Origin of the sequence: Halogranum amylolyticum, assembly GCF_900110465.1 — an archaeon.
Taxonomy (GTDB): domain Archaea; phylum Halobacteriota; class Halobacteria; order Halobacteriales; family Haloferacaceae; genus Halogranum; species Halogranum amylolyticum.
The window spans coordinates 342,508-358,825 of sequence record NZ_FODV01000001.1 but is presented as its reverse complement, the minus strand read 5'-3'; the positions used below and the strand labels follow the sequence as shown (position 1 = coordinate 358,825).

Below are 16,318 nucleotides of genomic sequence, written 5' to 3'. Positions count from 1 at the left end.
CGTGGTGAGTCGACTACCCGACGAGTTCCTCGGCGACGACCTCCGGCCCGAGCAGCTCGGGGTCAACTGCGAGGTCGGCCTGCCCCTTCGCGAACTCCGGGAGCGTGTCGTGCGCGTAGACGACGACCCGGACGTCGGGGTTCAGCTCCTTCGCGAGCGGGATCGCCGTCGCGTCGTTCAGGTCGGTGAGGACGAACAGGTCGGCGTCGGTCAGACCCGCCGCGTCCATGCTGTCTGCCGTCGCTGGCGTGTCGATCCGCGTCGTCTCGACGCCCTCGGCTGCGAGAGCGTCGCCGAGTCCGTCGACGTCGGCGCCTGCGATGACTGCCTTCGTCATTCGTACTCGATAGTCGCCGGCGGTTTGTGCGTCACGTCGTAGACGACGCGCGCGACGTTGTCGTTCTGTCCGGTGATGCGCGACTGAATTCGCTGGAGCGTCTCCCACGGCAGCTCCTGTGCGCGGGCGGTCATCCCGTCACGCGACTCGACGGAGCGCACGGAGACGATCCAGCCGTGAACGCGGTTGTCGCCTTTTACACCAGTGCCCTTGCCGATGACGGCGGCGAACGCCTGCCAGGGGTCGTGCTCCGCGGTCTCCTCCTCGACGACGTGGCAGGCGTCGCGGGCTACCTCGACCTTCTCCGGCGTCACTTCGCCGATGACGCGCACGGCGAGACCCGGACCCGGGAACGGCATCCGCTCGGCGACGACCTCTTCGAGGTCGAGCGCGCGCGCGACCTGCCGAACCTCGTCCTTGTAGAGGTCGCGGACGGGTTCGACGATGCCATCGAAGTCGACGACTTCGGGGAGGCCGCCGACGTTGTGGTGGGACTTGATGTTGCCCTCCGACTCGATGCGGTCGGGGTAGATGGTCCCCTGCACGAGGTAGTCGGCGTCGGTGTCCCGCGCCTCGCGCTCGAACTCGCGGATGAACTGCTCGCCGATCACCTTGCGCTTCTCCTCGGGGTCGACGACGCCGGAGAGCGCGTCGAAGAAGCGCTCTTGGGCCTCGACGACACGGAGGCTCTCCATGAAGGAGAACGTCTCTCTGATCCCGTCGGTCTCGCCCTTGCGCATCAGCCCCGTGTCCACGTAGACCGGGGTGAGTTGGTCGCCGATGGCCTCGTAGGCCAGCGCGGCGGCGACGGAGGAGTCCACCCCGCCCGAGAGGGCGATGATGGCGTGTCTGTCGCCGACCTGTTCGCGGATCTCTGCTGTCGCCTCGTCGATGAAACTGTCTACGTCTACCATCGTTATGCTTGGATCTCCTTCTGCTGTTCGGCCTGTTCGAGCACGGCGTCGACGAGTCCGACGAACGGCGGACTCGCCCGATCGGGTCGCGATCGGAACTCGGGGTGGAACTGCGTCCCGAGGAAGAACGGGTGGTCGGTCCGTTCGACGATCTCCATCCGGTTTCCGGCTTTGCCGGAGAACATCATCTCGCCGGCTTCGAGTTCGTCGATGTACTCGGGGTTCACCTCGTAGCGGTGGCGGTGCCGTTCGGTGCAGGACTCCGCACCGTACACCGTCGACGCGAGTGACCCCGGTTCGATCTGCGTCTCGTGTGCGCCGAGTCGCATCGTCCCGCCGAGGTCCTGCAGGTCGTACTGCTCGGGGAGGAGGTCGATGACGGGGTACGGCGTGGCTTCGTCGATCTCCGCGGAGTGGGCACCTTCCCAGCCGAGGACGTTGCGGGCGTGTTCGACGACGGCCATCTGGAAGCCGAGACAGAGCCCGAGGAAGGGGACGTCGTGTTCGCGGGCGTACCGGATCGCCTCGATCTTGCCGGCCGTCCCCCGGGAGCCGAACCCACCGGGGACGACGATGCCGTCGGCCTCGCGGAGGCGTTCGGTGTGGTGGTCGCGCATCTCGTCGGAGTCGACCCACAGCACGTTGACCTCGACGCCACGCTCGATGCCGGCGTGCTTCAACGCCTCGTAGATGGACATGTAGGCGTCCTCCAGCGCGTACTTGCCGACGAGCGCGATGTCGACGGAACCGTCGCGCTCCCGGGTGACGAGTTCACGCCAGCTGTTGTCGCGCTCGCTCTTGGGAAGCGCCTCGCCGATGAGGCCGAGCCGCGCCATCACGAACTCGTCGAGTCCCTCGTCTTCGACCATCAGCGGGACGTGGTAGATGTCCTCGACGTCGGGGTTTGAGAAGACGGCCTCGGTGGGAACGTCACAGAACTGCGCGATCTTCGCCTTCGTCGACTGCTCCAGATGCTCCGCGTTGCGGCCGACGAGGATGTCCGGTTGGAGACCGATAGAGCGCAGTTCCTTCACGCTGTGCTGGGTGGGCTTCGTCTTCTGCTCGCCGTTCTTCGAGTTCGGGACGAGCGTGACGTGGGTGAGCAGGAAGTCGTCGTCCTCCTCCTCGTGGGCGAACTGCCGCAGCGCCTCGAGGAACGGCATCGACTCGATGTCGCCGACGGTGCCGCCGATCTCGACGATACAGACGTCCGACCCATCGGCGGCCTCGCGGATGCGCCGCTTGATGTCGTCGGTGACGTGCGGGATGATCTGGACCGTCTTGCCCAGATAGTCGCCGGCGCGCTCCTTCTCGATGACGTGTTGGTAGGTCTTCCCCGTCGTGATGTTGTGGTCGGAGGTCATGTCGACCCCGAGGAACCGCTCGTAGTTCCCCAGGTCGAGGTCGACCTCGCCGCCGTCCTTCAGCACGTACACCTCCCCGTGCTCGTAGGGGTTCATGGTGCCCGCGTCGACGTTCAGATACGGGTCGACCTTGACGGCCGTGACGTCGAACCCGGCGTTGGCCAGCAGTCGCCCGGTACTGGCGGCCGTGATGCCTTTTCCGAGCCCGGACATCACACCCCCCGTGACGAAAATGAACTTCCTCCCCAAGTCGGGGTCGTAACCGGTGTCAGGTTCCGTCGGCATACCGAGTGTGTGCGAGGGGCGCTGAAAACGGTTTCGGAGCGGTCAACGCCGTGGCACAGCGGCGCAAATTCATGGACGATAAGGTGGTTTCCACGGACAGTCGCACTCGCTCTGTCGTCCCTCCGAAGCGAGGGAGTGTCGCCGCGAGACACACTGCGGTACGACCGAGATACGGCAAAACCAGCCGATTGATACGTTTATCGTGACAGAGGTTGACATACGTCTGGTGTTCGATCGTGACACAACGCTGGACTCTCGAGGGGGATTTCGTGGAGGCGTGTAACTGCGACGTAGCCTGTCAGTGTCTCTGGATGGAGCCACCCGACGACGACGTCTGTACGGCCTCGCTCGCCTGGCACATCGAGGACGGACAGTACGGCGACGTCGACCTCTCGGGGCTTCACGCGGCGATGCTCGTCCGCACCGAGGAGGGAGTGATGTTCGCGCCGGACACCGCCTGGAACGTCGTCGTCGTCGTCGACGACGCGGCCGACGACGACCAGCGGGCCGCACTCGAAGATATCTATCTCGGACGGGCCGGCGGCATCTTCGGTGCCGTCGCCGACGTCCACGTCGAACGGTCGGAGGTCGTGACCGCCCCCTTCGAGTTCGAGCGGGACGGGACGGAGTTCTCGGTCGTAGTCGGCGACGTCGTCTCTGTGGCGGGCGTGGGGAAACACGGCTTCAACGAGGAGCTCGGTACGGTCTCTCCGCACCCGCTCACGGCCGACCACGAGATGAACACGGGCAAGTCGACCACCGCCACCGTCGCCTACGACGACGAGTACGCGTGGGACGTCTCCGAGAACAACGCGTTCTTCGGCGACTTCGCGCTCGCCAACGGCTGAGCGGTCCGGGAGAGCGTCCGACATGTCGACTCCAGACTCGTTCGGTGACCGGTGGCCCGTCGCCGACGTCCCGGTCGTCGCACTCGCGACCTATCTGATCGCACTCTCGGCGTGGGTCGCCCTCGTCAGCCGCTGGCTTCCGATGCCGGGTGGCGACGCGGGGGCGTCGATGCAGATGTCGGACCCCGGCATCCCGGAGGCGATGGCGCTCTCGAACGGTCTCGTCGGCGTCGTCCTCTATCTCCTCATGTGGGGCGTGATGATGGTCGCGATGATGTACCCCTCGTCGGTCCCGCTCTTTCGGCTCTACTACCGGACGCTCGACGGCACCTCGAGACGGGAGAAAGCCACGCGAGTCGGTGCGTTCGTCGGGACGTACACGCTCGTGTGGACGCTGACGGGCGTGGTGCCGCTTCTGGTCAACGCGGTCGCCCCGATCGCGTCCCTCTCGACCGACCACACCGGACTTCTCTGGGGTGGGACGCTACTGCTCCTCTCGGGCTATCAGCTCTCGCCGTACAAACGTCGGTGTCTTCGGTACTGTCGCTCCCCGCTGGGCTTCCTCGTGAGCCACCACCGACCGGGAGTTCGCGGGGCCGTGCGGACCAGTTGGGCGTTCAGCACGTTCTGCGTCGGATGCTGCTGGGCGCTGTTCGCGTTGATGGTCGTCGTCGGGTCGATGAACCTCCTGTGGATGGCGCTCGTCACGGTGCTGCTCTCGCTCGAACGGGTGGTCAGTTGGGGCGAGCGACTCGCCCGCGGTATCGGCGTCGCCGCGGGCGTCGCCGGCGTCGCACTCGTCGCGCTCGCGCTCTGAACCCGACCGCCGAGCAGTTGTCTCTCTCGAGACAGAAACCACTATCTTCCAGCGTGGCAGAGAATCAGTCGTGTCCCACGCCTACGACTACCACGTCCACTCGAACTACTCCGACGGGCGCTTCCTCTTTCGGATGGCCCGCGCGGCCGAGGAGGCGGGGTTGGACGGCGTCGGCTTCGCCGACCACTGCAACGTCTCCGCGCGCGAGTCGATGCAACGGGCGAAACGCCACCTCGGGTTCAACCTCGACGAGACCTACGAGCGGCGGCGCGAGGCGATCGACTCCCTGCAGGAGAACTTCGACGTCACCATCTTCGACGCCGTCGAGATGGACTACGACCCGCGCGACGAGGCCGCCATCGCCGACTTCCTCGACGCGGCCGACTTCGACTACGCCGTCGGCAGCGTCCACCACCTCGAAGACGTGAACGTCCACGTCGAGAGCTACTTCGCGGAGAAAGACGAGTCCGAACGGGAGGCGCTCGTCGACGCCTACTACGACACCCTCGTCTCGCTCGTCGACTCGGAGCTGTTCGAGATCGCCGCCCACGTCGACCTACTGGAGCGCAACCCCGTCCTCCGGGGGTACGCGACCGAGGACCACTACGAGCGTGTCGCCGCAGCGTTCGCCGACTCGCGGACGGTCCCCGAGATCAACGGCGGGCGCGTCCTGCGAGAGTACGGGGAGTTCCACCCCGCGCCGTCGTTCCGCGAAGTGCTCGACGCACACGACGTCGCGTTCACCGTCGGATCGGACTCACACGACCCCGAGGCGCTCCGGGAGTGTACGCCGGTGCTGACCGAGTTCTTCGAGGAGTCCGGTCGCGACCCGGTTCGGGTCGTCGAGTAGGAGAGTCGTCGGACAGCGAGTCGGCAGTGCGCCGTCAGTCGTCGACGCGTCTGACGCCTTCGACGTCGAGGACGAAGTCGGCACCGAACGCGCCGCCCGGCGTCTGGTAGCCGACCGGGGCGTCGCCGTCGAGGACGCGCTCGCTCGCCAAGAGCGCCGTCTCGACGGTCAGCTTGTAGGTGTGCGGCGTCCGGAGTCGGCTGACCGCCGAGTCGTAGCCGTCGACGGCCTCGCCCCAGACCCAGACGAACCCCTCCTCGAGTTCCTCGTCGTCCGGTCCCTCGACGGTGCGGTCGACCAGCCACTTCAGCGTCGACTGCACGCGGTCGCCCTCGAGTATTCCGCCGACGCTCCGCTCGGCTTTCAGGAGCGTCCGGGCGACGCGCGGGAGTGCGGCGTACACCTCGACGTTCGGAATCTCGGTCGTGTAGTAGGCGGTGGCGACGTCCCCCCACGGGACGGTGGTCGCCTTCTTCGTCCCGCGGCCGAAGTCGACGCTTCGGGTCTTCCAGGCGGCGGGCACCTGTTTGAGGTGGCCCTCGCGTCGGACGACACAGCCCTGGCCGAGTCCCTCGACGGCCGTCTTCAGCGTCCCCGGCGAGAACGACCCGACGGCGTCGAAGCCGAGCGAGAGCGTCGTCGCCGACGGGAGTCGCTCGTGGAGATGCGCCGCGAGACAGTCCGTCGGGACGACGTCGAAGCCGACGCCGGGCATGAGCGTCACGTCCGCGTCGGCGGCGGCCTCGTCCATCCCGTTCAGCCGGGTGAACACGCCGATCTCGCCGGTGATGTCGAGGTAGTGCGTCTCCGTCTCCAGACACGCCTGCGCGAGCGGCGCGGCCGTCTGGGAGAACGGCCCGGCACAGTTGAGCACGAGGTCGACGTCGCGGAGGCGGTCGGCGGCGTCGTCGACGTCGAAGATGCGGGCCCGACAGCCGAGTTCGTCGGTCTGAGCGGTCACTTTCTCGGCGGTTCGCCCCGCGAGGATCGGGTTCCAGCCGCGGTCGACCGCCTCGCGAGCGATCCGGTCGCCGGTGTAGCCGTACGAACCGTAGATGAGAACCTCCGACATGGTGGAGGTGTCCGGGGGGACTCGGTAAACCCTGCCGGTCTCAGTCGTCACTACCGCAGATTCCTGCCGCGGCCACAGCACTTCAAAGCCTGCCCCGAGAAGGGAGCGGCATGGACGAGATGCCACGACTCGGACTGGGGACGTACAAGAACACCGACCGAGAGCAGTGTATCGAGAGCGTGAAGACGGCCATCGAGATGGGGTATCGCCACGTCGACACGGCGCAGATGTACGACAACGAGGAGTACGTCGGCGAGGGAATCGCCCAGGCGATCGACGAGACGGACGCCGAACGCCAAGACCTCTTCGTCGCGACGAAGCTCGACACCGACAACACCGGCCGCGACGACGTCGTCGAGACGACGAAGGAGAGCCTCGACCGCCTCGGCCTCGACTACGTGGACCTCATGTACGTCCACTGGCCGACCGACGACTACGTGCCGGAGGAGACGCTGCCCGCCCTCGACGAACTCGTCGACGAGGGGCTGATCGACCACGTCGGCCTCTCGAACTTCCGGCCGGACCAGTTGGACGAGGCCCGCGAGGTTCTCGACGCCCCCCTCTTTGCCCACCAGGTCGAGATGCATCCGCTGCTGCCGCAGCGCGAACTCGTCTCCTACGCACAGGAACACGATCACACCCTCGTCGCCTACTCGCCGGTCGCCCGCGGGAAGGTCGCCGACGACGAGACGATCCAAGAGATCGCCGAGCGACACGACGCCTCGCCGTACCAGGTGTCGCTGGCGTGGCTCCTCGCGAAGGACAACGTCGCGGCCATCCCGAAGGCGACGGGCGAAGAACACATCCGCGACAACTTCGGCGCGCTCGATATCACCCTCTCCGAGGACGACCTCGCCGCAATCGACGACATCGGCGAGCGAGAGCGCATCGTCGACTTCGAGGAAGCGCCCTGGAACCAGGTCTGAGCCAGAACACGACACCGTTTTCGGCCGTGAGAGGCTAGATCGACTCGACGTGTCCCTTCTCAGCCCACCACCGTCGACTGCGTCGCCGCTCGAACGCCTAACCGAGAGGTGGCGATGACGCTCCTCGAAGCGCTCTTCGTCTTCGTCGTCGGCTACGTGAGCGGTACCGTCACCCGCTGGTTCGCCGGCTTCGCGGCGTTCGCCGCGCTCGCGTTGGCGTTCTTCGGACTCGCGGCACCACCCGCCTTCTTCGACCTCGTCGACCCCGTCGTCGACGTCTACACCGGCAACGAACTGCTGTTCCTCTCGGGGCTCCTCTTCGCCATCAGCGAAGTCCGACAGACTGGACGGGCGCGGGCACGTCGATGGCGACGACGACGCCGTGACTGAGGACTGCCGACATCACTCCACCGGTCGGCCGGACGAGAGCGTGTTTCCGCTCTAACGCGGCTTATCCGGTGTTTTTCATCCCCGCGGCGATCCCTTTCACCGTCAGACGGAGTGTCTTCTCCTCCGACGGCGTCCGGTGCGTCTGTGCGAGCAGATGCGTCTGCAGCAGGTTCAGCGGATCGACGTAGGGGTTCCGCCGCCGCAGGCTGTCGCCCAGCCAGTCGCGCTTCAGTAGGCGGTTGCGGTCCGAGACGTCGAGCACCAGCTCGACGCCGTCCTCGTACTCCTCGGAGACGCGAGTGAAGAACCGTTCGCGGAGGTCCTCGTCGGCGAGGTTCGCGTACTCCGCGGCGATCTCGAGGTCGGTCCGCGCCAGCGACAGCGCGGCGTTGTCGAGCGTCGTCCGGAAGAACGGCCACGACTCGTACATCTCCTTCAGCGTCTCGCGGTCGCCGCCGTCGTCGAGGTACGCCTGCATCCCCGAGGCCAGCGAGTACCAGCCGGGGAGGATGCAGCGCGACTGCGTCCACGAGAACACCCACGGGATCGCCCGGAGGTCCTCGACGGTGCGCTCGCCGCTCCGCGAGGCGGGTCGCGACCCGAGGTTGAGTTCCTCGATGACCGTGATGGGCGTCGCCTGCTCGAAGTAGGAGACGAATCCCTCTGTCTCGAGGAGGTCGCGGTACTCCTCGCGTGCGGCCTGTGCCATCGTGTCCATCGCGTCGACCCAGGCGTCGGGGACGTCCTCGGTCGGTTCGAGCATGGCGTTGTGTCGGGCGCGGATCTGCGCGTCCAACATCTGTTCGAGGTTGCGCTCGGCGATGCGGCGGTTTGCGTACTTCTCGGCGATGGCCTCGCCCTGCTCGGTGAACTTGATCTGTCCCGTCACCGTCTCGTTCGGTAGTGCGAGCATCGCCTGGTTCATCGGTCCGCCGCCGCGGGAGATCGAGCCGCCGCGACCGTGGAACAGTCGCATCGTCACGTCGTGGTCGTCGGTGATGTCGGCGAGGCGGCGCTGGTTCTTGTAGAGGTCCCAGTTGGCGGCGAGCACGCCGTTCTCCTTGTTGGAGTCGGAGTAGCCCAGCATGATCTCCTGAACGCCGTTTCGGGCCTCGAGCACCTGTGCGTAGGCCTCGTTCTCGAACAACGTCCCCATGATGCGTCGGGCACCGTTGAGCGCCGACTCGGTCTCCAGGAGGGGGACGATGTCGAGCCCGCAGTGGTCCGGCAGCGAGACGACGCCCGCCTGGTCGGCGAGGAACAGCACCTCGAGGACGTGGCTCGGCTCCTCGGTCATCGAGATGGCGTAGGTGTCGATCGCCTCTGCACCGTACTCGCGCTGCCAGTCGGCGAGCTTCGCGAACCGCGTGAGGACGCGCTCGGTCTCCTCGGAGACGTCACCCGGCGACTCGAGGTCGAGGACGGGTTCGTCCTGCAGGACAGCGTCGGTCAGCAGCTCGACCCGCTCGTCCTCGTCGAGGTTGCGGTAGTCGAAGCCCTCCTGCTCCAGCGCCTCGTGGATGGCTGCGGTGTGCATCTCGCGGTGGTCCCGCAGGTCGAGACTCGCCAGCGAGAAGGCGAACGTGTCGACCTGCCGGATCAGGGGTTCGACGAACGCGTCGGCGACCTTCGCCGCGCCGTTGCGCTCGAGACTCGCCGCGATCGTCTCGAGGTCGTCGATGAGTTCCTCGTGGCTCTCGTAGCCGCCGGGACGGACATCCTCGACGCGGTCGAGACGATCGCGCATCAGTTTCAGCTTCTGGCGGTACGGTTCGTCGGGGTAACGTTCCTCGGTCTCCTCAGCGACGGCCGGCAGTTGCTCGCGGTCGTCCGCCAGCGACTCGGCGAACGAGTTCCCCGTCTCGATGCGACTGCCGTCCTGACTCAGGACGCCGGAGAGTCGCTTCAGCGCGACCCGGTACTTCCCAAGCACGACCGACCGCTGGCGTTCCAGCGTCTCGGTCGTCACTTCGGGCGTGACGAACGGGTTGCCGTCGCGGTCGCTGCCGGCCCACGACCGGAACTCGAACAGTTTGGGGACGTCGACGTCGGGGTACTCCTCGGAGACGATCTCCTCCAGTTCGCTGTACACCTCGCCGACGACGTCGAACAGCGTGTTCTCGAGGTACCACTGGACGTTCCGCGCCTCGTCTGTCGGTTCGGGTCGACGGTTCCGGACCTGTGGGGTCTGCCAGAGGCTCGTCACCTCGGCGTCGACGCGGGTCCAGATATGTCCCTCCTCGCGGTCGGTCATCCGCCGCTCGTCGAGCGTCTCGAGGTCGTCGGCGATAGAACGGAGTTTCGCCTTCACCGTCTTCCGACGCGCCTCCGTCGGGTGGGCGGTGAACGTCGGTTCGATGAGCACGTCGTCGAGCACCTGCTGGACGGTCTCGCTGTCGGCGTCGCCGTCCGCCAGTTCGGCGATCGTCTCGTCGAGGCTGTCCTCGAGCGTCCCGTCCTGTGAACTCTTGCGGACGGCGCGGACCCGTTCGCGCTCCTCGGCGAGGTTGATGAGCTCGAAGTAGGTGGTGAACGCGCGAGCGACCACGCTCTCGCGTTCCGGTTGAAGCGATTCGACGACGTCACGAAGCGGTTGTCGGCTGGGAGCGGAGCCGTCGCGGTAGGCGATCGCCGCCGTCCGCAGGTCCTCGACAGTCTCGAAATCCGCCGTCGAGGTCTGGGCTTCGAGCACGTTGCCCAGAAGCGCCCCCAGTTCGCGGACGTCCTGTCTGACGTTCCGGTTGTGGAGCTTCATGATGATGACTACCGTTGCCATGTGATAAAAGGGCACGATTCGACTCGAAAAATTGCCTTAGGAGCGAGTAAATCGTTAATCAACGTTCGTTGTGCTTTCGACTTGGGTGGCGACGTCGCGAGGAGGGCGGCCGCGACGAGGGGGGTGGGGAAGCGTCGCGACCGACGGACGCACACGGCGGCACTTCGTGGGCGACAGGCTGCGGTGGCGCGACGGGTAGGTGGCTCTACGGGCTACCGTCTGACGCCACAAGAAAGGTTCGCCGCCGCCGACAAATAGCTCGCTAAGTGCCCTATATACCGCTCCGTCCCACTCCCGAGCGGAGTAGCGGCGCTCCGTGGAGCGGAAAATACCCGGGCGAGCGTTCCGCTGACAGGGAATCTCGTCCCGGTGACGACCGCTCACTTCGTCACTCTTTTTACCAGCCACACTAAGGGTCAGCCATGAGCAACGACGACAAGTACCCGACCGAGTCCGGTCGGCGACGGTTCGTCAAGGGCGTCGTCGGGGGCGCGGCACTCGCTGGCGTCGGGACGACCGGCGCAGTCACTGTCAACAGCGCGACCACGTCCTCGGGGGCTGGCGGTGGGTCGACGCAGGCGATGGCCATTGAGAACACCGCCGGACCCGCGCCGCGGGGGATGCCGCAGATTCCCATCGAGATCGACTCCGAGGGCTACCTCAAGGGCGTCTGGCCCGAGGTCCAGGAGATCACCGAGGGTGGGGTCACGTTCCAGGTCGCCGAGACCGAGAACTTCAACGGTAGCGACGTCACGTACTCCTCGGAGTGGTTCCAGTACTGTGGTGTCGAGTCCTACCAGGGGATTCAGCCGGACTACGAGAGTGACAACTACTTCGTCTCTGGTGCCAACCCGGCGTACACCTGGCAGCAGGACGCCTACAGTGAGGGCGACAGACTCCACGTCGACGACTTCTCCGACTACAAGTCGTGGGGCAACGGCATCGGCGACTCCGGCGTCGGCAAACCGGCGTCCGGCACGTGGCGCTCGCAGGACTCCGAGGACACGATCCCGATCCAGGTCGTCCGCAGCGAGCGCATCCAGCAGGCCGCACAGGACGACCCGTGGCTGAAGGCGTCGACCTCGCAGGGGTTCATCGCCTGGCTGAACAAGTGTACGCACTTCTGCTGTGTCCCCGGCTACAAACAGGCCGCCGACGCCGCGAAGTTCAACGCCGAGAACGACGTCTACTGTCAGTGTCACCAGTCGGTGTACGACCCGTTCACCATCACCGAGACGCTGTTCGTCGCCCGTCCGCGCCCGGAGGAGTAACACCTACACCGCCTCCGTCTTCTCTCTCCCCCCTCGGTCTCCCGCGTCGTCCGGTGTCTTTTCTGTCTCTCGGCCGGTAGCGTCGGCTATGGACGACACGTTCCGGACCGAACTCGACGCCGCACGCGCGATGCTCGACGACGACGCCGTCACCGCCTTCCACGTCGGCGTCGTCCGCGACGGCGAGGAGGTCGACACCACGTTCTCCTACCGAACCGACGGGGCGGACGACGAACAGGAGGGGTTGCAGGCGCTCTCGTTGCTCGCGACGCATCTCCGCATCGTCGCCAGCGAGTCCGGCCTCGACTACGAGACGGTCGCCGCGGACGCGGTGACGCTCGCCTCGCAGGTCGAGGAGACCTCGCAGTTCTCGGCCGAGGCGGGCGACGCCGCGAGAACTGACGCCGAGACGGGCGCCGAGTCCGATGGCGACGTCGGCGTCGACACCGACGGACCGCCGAGAGACGGCACCGACGGCGCGTGAGAGGTTAGCCCCCGCTGACCGGCGGGAACAGCGCGAGTTCGTCGCCCGTCTCGAGCGTCGTTGCCAGCCCGTCCTCGGAGAACACGTTCTCCCCGTTCCGGAGGACGTTGATGTGGTCTCTGAGGTCGCCGTCGTCGTCGAGCACGCGGTCGGCGAGCGCAGGATGTGCCGCCAACAGCGAGTCGAGGGCGTCGCCGACGGTCGCGTCGTCGTCGACGGCGACCGAGACGTGCCGGTCTCCTGCGAGTTCTGCGAGGTCCGCAAACAGCTTCCACTCCATGTCACTCACTCCCCGACGGCGGGTGAAGAGGGTTGCGCCTGTGCCGCCGTCTCCAGTCTCCGCAGCCCCTCGGGTCGGGCGACGACGTAGAGGACGTCACCGACCGCGAACGACCGACTTCCCGGCGGAAGCGCTTCGATCGAGCCCGCTGCTGACCGGACGGCGGTGACGGTCTGGTCGAGGTCGCCGACGGTCCGTTCGGTGAGCGTACTTCCCTCCTGGACGGTCACGACGCCCATCGTCTCGGCGGCCGCCCGGAGCAACGAGGCGAACTCGCGGTCGGTCTGTGGCTCCGACGGGAGCGTCATCAGTCGGTACGACCGGCCGGTGTCGAGTTTCGTCGCGTCCGCGGCGTCGACCGCGAGCGTGGCCACGTCGTCGCTGGTGGCACGTAACTCCGCGGTGACGACCCGCTCCGGCGAGTCGGCGTCGGTCCACACCTGCACGACGTCGCCCGGGCTGGCGCTCGTGGCCGGGTCGGCCTCGACGGCGACGGCGGCCGCTCCGGGCGTGAGCGTCGGGCCGATGCCCGTCATGCGACTGCCGACCGCGAGATACCCCACCGTCCCCTTCTCGGTCACCTCCACGTCGACGTAGCCGACGCCGTAGTCGTCCTTCAGTCGGGACACCAGTCGGTCGCGGAGTTCTTCGACGGTCAACCGCCGCGGGAACAGCAGCGTCTTGCCGGCTATCTCGGTCTTCTTCTCCTCGGAGACCGCGTCGTGTTCGTCCATATCGCCGACCTCCGCGGGCAGCGTGACGGCCGTGACGCGGCCGACGGAGCGGACGACCCTGCTCACCTCGCCTTCGAGTCCCTTGACGCCCGTGACGGCGAAGACGTTCGTCGCAGCGGCGTCCCCGACCCGCCATCCGGCGACGGAGGCTGCGACGGCGACGGCGATGGCCGCGACGTTCGTGAGCACCTCGTCGAGGTCGAACAGCACCGCCGCGGTGGTGGGGTCGATGACGCCGGTGAGTTTCTCGGCGTTCAGGAGCGCCGCCACGGCGGCGACGCCGACGAGCGCGGCGACGCCCTTCGACGCCTGCTCCTTGAAGTACCACCGGAAGACCAGCGAGACCACGCCCGCGGCGACCGCCGCGGCGAGGGCGTAGCCGAGCAGGTCCGCGACGACGCCGGCAGCACCCGCGAGCAGCTGCCCGACTGGAAGCCCGCTCTGCAGCGGGAGGCTCACGCGGCCACCTCCGCGAAGGCGTCGAGCGCCCCGCGCGTCCCGACGACGAACAGTTCGTCTCCGGCGCTCAGCTCCGTCGACTCCGGAGGGGCGAACTGCCACGTGTCGTGTCTGACCGCCAGGACACCCACGTCGTACGTGTCGCGGACGCTCGCCTCTCCGATGGTGATGCCGTCGAGCAGCCCACCGGCCTTCACCGAGACGCGGCGGAACCGACGTCCCCCGCGCCGAAGCAGCGTCGTGAGTTCGAACTCGCGGCGCGTGCCGCGTGCCTGGACGACGACCTGCGTCGCCGGGGCCGCGAGAACCGTCTTCGCCGCCGGTCGGTCGACGACGACCGTCACTCGTCCCTCGCCACCGGCGGTCGTCGCCAGCGGCTCGGGCGGTTCGGTGGTGGCGTCGTCGGTGCCGCCGTCGGTCGCGACACCCGACTCGCCCGGTTCGTCCTTGGCGTTCTTCGCCTTCTTCTCCGTCGATTTCACACTCAGCACCGTCCCGGTGACGGTCTCCTCGGGGGTGACGAGATCGACGACGTCGCCGCGGGCCACCCCCGTCGGGACGAGCGTGTCGACCGAGACGGCGCGCTTGCCGGCGGGGACGCGCTTCGAGAGTCCGCCGACCGGCGGTGCGGCGGCGATGGTCGCCCGCGCTCGCTCGTCGAGACGGACCGACACCTCTGCGAGGTCGTGGTCGTTCCGCAGACGGTCGGCCAGCCGCGTCTCGAGTTCGGTCAGCGGGACGTCGGCGGGGAACGTCCACTCGCCGTCCTGCAGCTCTGCCCGCAACTCGGTCGGCATCGGCGGGTAGCCCTCGACGTCCGCCACCTCGCCAGCGACGGTGACCCGGACCTGTCCGCGTCCGCCGACGAGCTCGACCACGTCCGTCGAGAGCGTGCGCTCCGTGATCTTCTTCAGCGTGATGCGCTTCGGCAGTTGCTCGCCGAGTTTGTCCCCTTGTGCGTGCGCGTAGAGAGTGAGCATCAGCACGACGATGATGGCGACGACGATGGCGACGTTGTGCTCTGCCTGCGTGATCGCCTTGTCGTTCAGCGCCAAGAGACCGCCGTTGACCCCCGCGATGGCGAGTGCGAGGACGACGACACCGAACCCGGGGATAGAGACGTCCGTGAAGTACTTGAACACAAAGCCGAGCGCCCCCGCGATGAGTGCGGGGATGATGCCTGCGAGGATGCCGAGATAGATTCCGTAGACGATCTCGACCGGAAGTGCGGCCATGCGGGGCATCTCTCGCCGCTAGACTAAACCAGTACCGCTGGACGGGTCGGCGACAGAGCCGTGAGGCTTTATATCCAGACGGCGTCTGAGGACCGATATGGCACTGCGGGGAGTCGAGGTGGACCGCGAGTGGGTCGGTGCGCGCGCGTCGATGGTGCTGACGTTCGCCGTCGCCGTGCTCTCGGTCGCGACGGGCATCGCGAACATCTCGTCGACGCCGAGCGGACCGCTCGTCCAGTACGTGCCCGAACTCGTCCAACAGACGGTCGGCTTCACTGGCGCACTCACGGGGTTTCTCATGCTCGGGAGCGCGCTCGGCCTCCGCAGCGGACTCCGAGCGGCGTGGACGTCGACGGTCGTTCTGCTGCCCGTCACTGCCGCCCAGGGACTGCTGCAGGCCAGCGTCTACTCCTTCCCGCTCGTCGTGCTCTCGACGGTGTCGCTGCCGGTCGTCCTGCTGAACCGCGGACGGTTCACCCGCGATCTCGATCTCACGACCACGCAGCTGGCCGCTGTCGTCTCGCTCGTCGGTGCCCAACTGTACGGCACCGCCGGCACCTACGCGCTCCGCGAGGAGTTCAACAACGTCCAGTCGCTGACCGACGCCTACTGGTACACCATCGTCACCGGCAGCACCGTCGGCTACGGCGACATCACGCCCGCGACCGACAGAGCGGCACTGTTTGCCATCTCAGTGCTGCTGGTCAACGTCGCCGCCTTCGCGGTCGCACTCGGTGTGCTGCTCACGCCCGCGATCGAAGCCCGCCTGTCGAAAGCACTCGGAAAGATGACCGAATCACAGCTCGACCTGCTCGACGACCACATCCTCGTGCTCGGCTACGGGGAGCTGACCGAACCGATCCTCGAAGAACTCGACGAGAGAGCGGAGTTTCTCATCGTCACACTCGAGTCCGAGCGGGCACGCCTCCTCTCGGACCGCGGCTACAGCGTCCTCACGGGCGACCCCAGCGACGAAGACGTGCTGCGGCGTGCGAAGATCTCGCGCGCCCGCGCTGTCGTCGTCGCCACCAACGAGGACGCACAGGACGCACTCGCCATCCTCACCGCCCGCCAACTCAACCCCGAAGTTCGCATCGTCGCAGCCGCGACCCACCGCGAGAACGTGAACAAGATGCGGCGCGCCGGCGCGGACACGGTGATCAGCCCCGCCACCATCGGCGGCCACCTCCTCGTCGACTCGGCGCTCGGAAGCGAGGACTCGGAGGCCATCGCAAACCGCCTCGCGGGCGAGGACCCCGACCGACGCTGAGATCCG

General features: G+C 67.2%; 15 protein-coding genes and 1 pseudogene. 8 read left to right on the top strand and 8 right to left on the bottom strand.

Features of this window, described 5'->3' with window-relative positions:
- Window positions 1-13: 13 nt before the first annotated feature.
- From BSG17_RS01690 to BSG17_RS01680, 3 genes are read right to left on the bottom strand one after another with little or no spacing between them, the layout of a single operon-like run.
- Window positions 14-337, bottom strand: coding sequence for a DUF7126 family protein (locus BSG17_RS01690; protein WP_089820727.1), 324 nt, complete (start codon window positions 335-337; stop codon window positions 14-16).
- Window positions 334-1,251: a glutamine-hydrolyzing GMP synthase gene (gene guaA, locus BSG17_RS01685; protein ID WP_089820726.1), complete on the bottom strand. Its 918-nt coding sequence runs from the start codon at window positions 1,249-1,251 to the stop codon at window positions 334-336. The genes BSG17_RS01690 and guaA overlap by 4 nt, the downstream gene beginning before the upstream one ends.
- Window positions 1,252-1,253: 2 nt before the next feature.
- Window positions 1,254-2,900 (bottom strand): CTP synthase, encoded by a 1,647-nt coding sequence (locus BSG17_RS01680; protein WP_089820725.1) that lies wholly within the window; start codon window positions 2,898-2,900, stop codon window positions 1,254-1,256.
- 236 nt (window positions 2,901-3,136) lie between these two features.
- Between BSG17_RS01680 and BSG17_RS01675 the strand changes: the two genes are divergently transcribed.
- The 3 genes from BSG17_RS01675 (at window position 3,137) to BSG17_RS01665 (ending at window position 5,415) form a co-directional block, all read left to right on the top strand.
- Window positions 3,137-3,748, top strand: a complete 612-nt coding sequence (locus BSG17_RS01675; RefSeq protein ID WP_089820724.1) for a DUF1326 domain-containing protein — start codon at window positions 3,137-3,139, stop codon at window positions 3,746-3,748.
- Between the two features lie 22 nt (window positions 3,749-3,770).
- Complete coding sequence (locus BSG17_RS01670) at window positions 3,771-4,565, top strand: DUF2182 domain-containing protein (RefSeq protein ID WP_089820723.1); 795 nt, start codon at window positions 3,771-3,773, stop codon at window positions 4,563-4,565.
- Between the two features lie 70 nt (window positions 4,566-4,635).
- Entirely contained in the window at window positions 4,636-5,415 is a 780-nt protein-coding gene (locus tag BSG17_RS01665) for a PHP domain-containing protein (RefSeq protein WP_170864684.1), read from the top strand.
- A 34-nt stretch (window positions 5,416-5,449) separates the two neighbouring features.
- Here the strand turns inward: BSG17_RS01665 and BSG17_RS01660 are convergent, their stop codons facing one another.
- Window positions 5,450-6,487: a saccharopine dehydrogenase family protein gene (locus BSG17_RS01660; protein WP_089820722.1), complete on the bottom strand. Its 1,038-nt coding sequence runs from the start codon at window positions 6,485-6,487 to the stop codon at window positions 5,450-5,452.
- A 110-nt stretch (window positions 6,488-6,597) separates the two neighbouring features.
- Here BSG17_RS01660 and BSG17_RS01655 point away from each other — a divergent pair, with 110 nt between their 5' ends.
- Together BSG17_RS01655 and BSG17_RS01650 are read left to right on the top strand one after the other, a co-directional pair.
- Window positions 6,598-7,413: an aldo/keto reductase gene (locus BSG17_RS01655; protein WP_089820721.1), complete on the top strand. Its 816-nt coding sequence runs from the start codon at window positions 6,598-6,600 to the stop codon at window positions 7,411-7,413.
- 114 nt (window positions 7,414-7,527) lie between these two features.
- A complete protein-coding gene (locus BSG17_RS01650) occupies window positions 7,528-7,803 on the top strand; it encodes a hypothetical protein (RefSeq protein WP_089821011.1) in 276 nt (91 codons plus the stop codon).
- 61 nt (window positions 7,804-7,864) lie between these two features.
- Here the strand turns inward: BSG17_RS01650 and ppc are convergent, their stop codons facing one another.
- On the bottom strand, window positions 7,865-10,558 hold the full coding sequence (gene ppc / locus BSG17_RS01645; RefSeq protein ID WP_089821010.1) for a phosphoenolpyruvate carboxylase: 2,694 nt from the start codon (window positions 10,556-10,558) through the stop codon (window positions 7,865-7,867).
- Between the two features lie 443 nt (window positions 10,559-11,001).
- On the opposite strand from ppc, the gene BSG17_RS01640 reads away from it, so the two are divergent.
- On the top strand, window positions 11,002-11,850 hold the full coding sequence (locus BSG17_RS01640; protein WP_089820720.1) for a cytochrome B: 849 nt from the start codon (window positions 11,002-11,004) through the stop codon (window positions 11,848-11,850).
- An 88-nt stretch (window positions 11,851-11,938) separates the two neighbouring features.
- A pseudogene (locus tag BSG17_RS01635) lies at window positions 11,939-12,208 on the top strand (hypothetical protein); the annotation flags it as partial.
- 130 nt (window positions 12,209-12,338) lie between these two features.
- On the opposite strand, the gene BSG17_RS01630 reads toward BSG17_RS01635, so the two are convergent.
- From BSG17_RS01630 to BSG17_RS01620, 3 genes are read right to left on the bottom strand one after another with little or no spacing between them, the layout of a single operon-like run.
- Window positions 12,339-12,614 carry a ubiquitin-like small modifier protein 1 gene (locus tag BSG17_RS01630; protein WP_089820719.1) on the bottom strand — a complete coding sequence of 92 codons (276 nt, stop codon included), beginning with the start codon at window positions 12,612-12,614 and terminating at the stop codon, window positions 12,339-12,341.
- Window positions 12,615-12,619: 5 nt separating this feature from the next.
- Window positions 12,620-13,807, bottom strand: a complete 1,188-nt coding sequence (locus BSG17_RS01625; protein ID WP_089820718.1) for a DUF8167 domain-containing protein — start codon at window positions 13,805-13,807, stop codon at window positions 12,620-12,622.
- The gene (locus tag BSG17_RS01620) at window positions 13,804-15,042 is read right to left on the bottom strand and encodes a potassium channel family protein (protein WP_089820717.1); all 1,239 of its coding nucleotides are present in this window, start codon (window positions 15,040-15,042) and stop codon (window positions 13,804-13,806) included. Before BSG17_RS01620 ends, BSG17_RS01625 begins: the two co-directional genes overlap by 4 nt.
- 97 nt (window positions 15,043-15,139) lie before the next feature.
- Between BSG17_RS01620 and BSG17_RS01615 the strand changes: the two genes are divergently transcribed.
- Window positions 15,140-16,312: an NAD-binding protein gene (locus BSG17_RS01615; RefSeq protein WP_089820716.1), complete on the top strand. Its 1,173-nt coding sequence runs from the start codon at window positions 15,140-15,142 to the stop codon at window positions 16,310-16,312.
- Window positions 16,313-16,318 lie beyond the last annotated feature (6 nt).

Coding starts and splice junctions, on each gene's coding strand:
- BSG17_RS01630 (WP_089820719.1), bottom strand. CDS start 12,614: ATGGAGTGGAAGCTGTTTGCGGACCTCGCAGAACTCGCAGGAGACCGG.
- BSG17_RS01680 (WP_089820725.1), bottom strand. CDS start 2,900: ATGCCGACGGAACCTGACACCGGTTACGACCCCGACTTGGGGAGGAAG.
- BSG17_RS01650 (WP_089821011.1), top strand. CDS start 7,528: ATGACGCTCCTCGAAGCGCTCTTCGTCTTCGTCGTCGGCTACGTGAGC.
- BSG17_RS01690 (WP_089820727.1), bottom strand. CDS start 337: ATGACGAAGGCAGTCATCGCAGGCGCCGACGTCGACGGACTCGGCGAC.
- guaA (WP_089820726.1), bottom strand. CDS start 1,251: ATGGTAGACGTAGACAGTTTCATCGACGAGGCGACAGCAGAGATCCGC.
- BSG17_RS01660 (WP_089820722.1), bottom strand. CDS start 6,487: ATGTCGGAGGTTCTCATCTACGGTTCGTACGGCTACACCGGCGACCGG.
- BSG17_RS01670 (WP_089820723.1), top strand. CDS start 3,771: ATGTCGACTCCAGACTCGTTCGGTGACCGGTGGCCCGTCGCCGACGTC.
- BSG17_RS01655 (WP_089820721.1), top strand. CDS start 6,598: ATGGACGAGATGCCACGACTCGGACTGGGGACGTACAAGAACACCGAC.
- BSG17_RS01640 (WP_089820720.1), top strand. CDS start 11,002: ATGAGCAACGACGACAAGTACCCGACCGAGTCCGGTCGGCGACGGTTC.
- ppc (WP_089821010.1), bottom strand. CDS start 10,558: ATGAAGCTCCACAACCGGAACGTCAGACAGGACGTCCGCGAACTGGGG.
- BSG17_RS01620 (WP_089820717.1), bottom strand. CDS start 15,042: ATGGCCGCACTTCCGGTCGAGATCGTCTACGGAATCTATCTCGGCATC.
- BSG17_RS01615 (WP_089820716.1), top strand. CDS start 15,140: ATGGCACTGCGGGGAGTCGAGGTGGACCGCGAGTGGGTCGGTGCGCGC.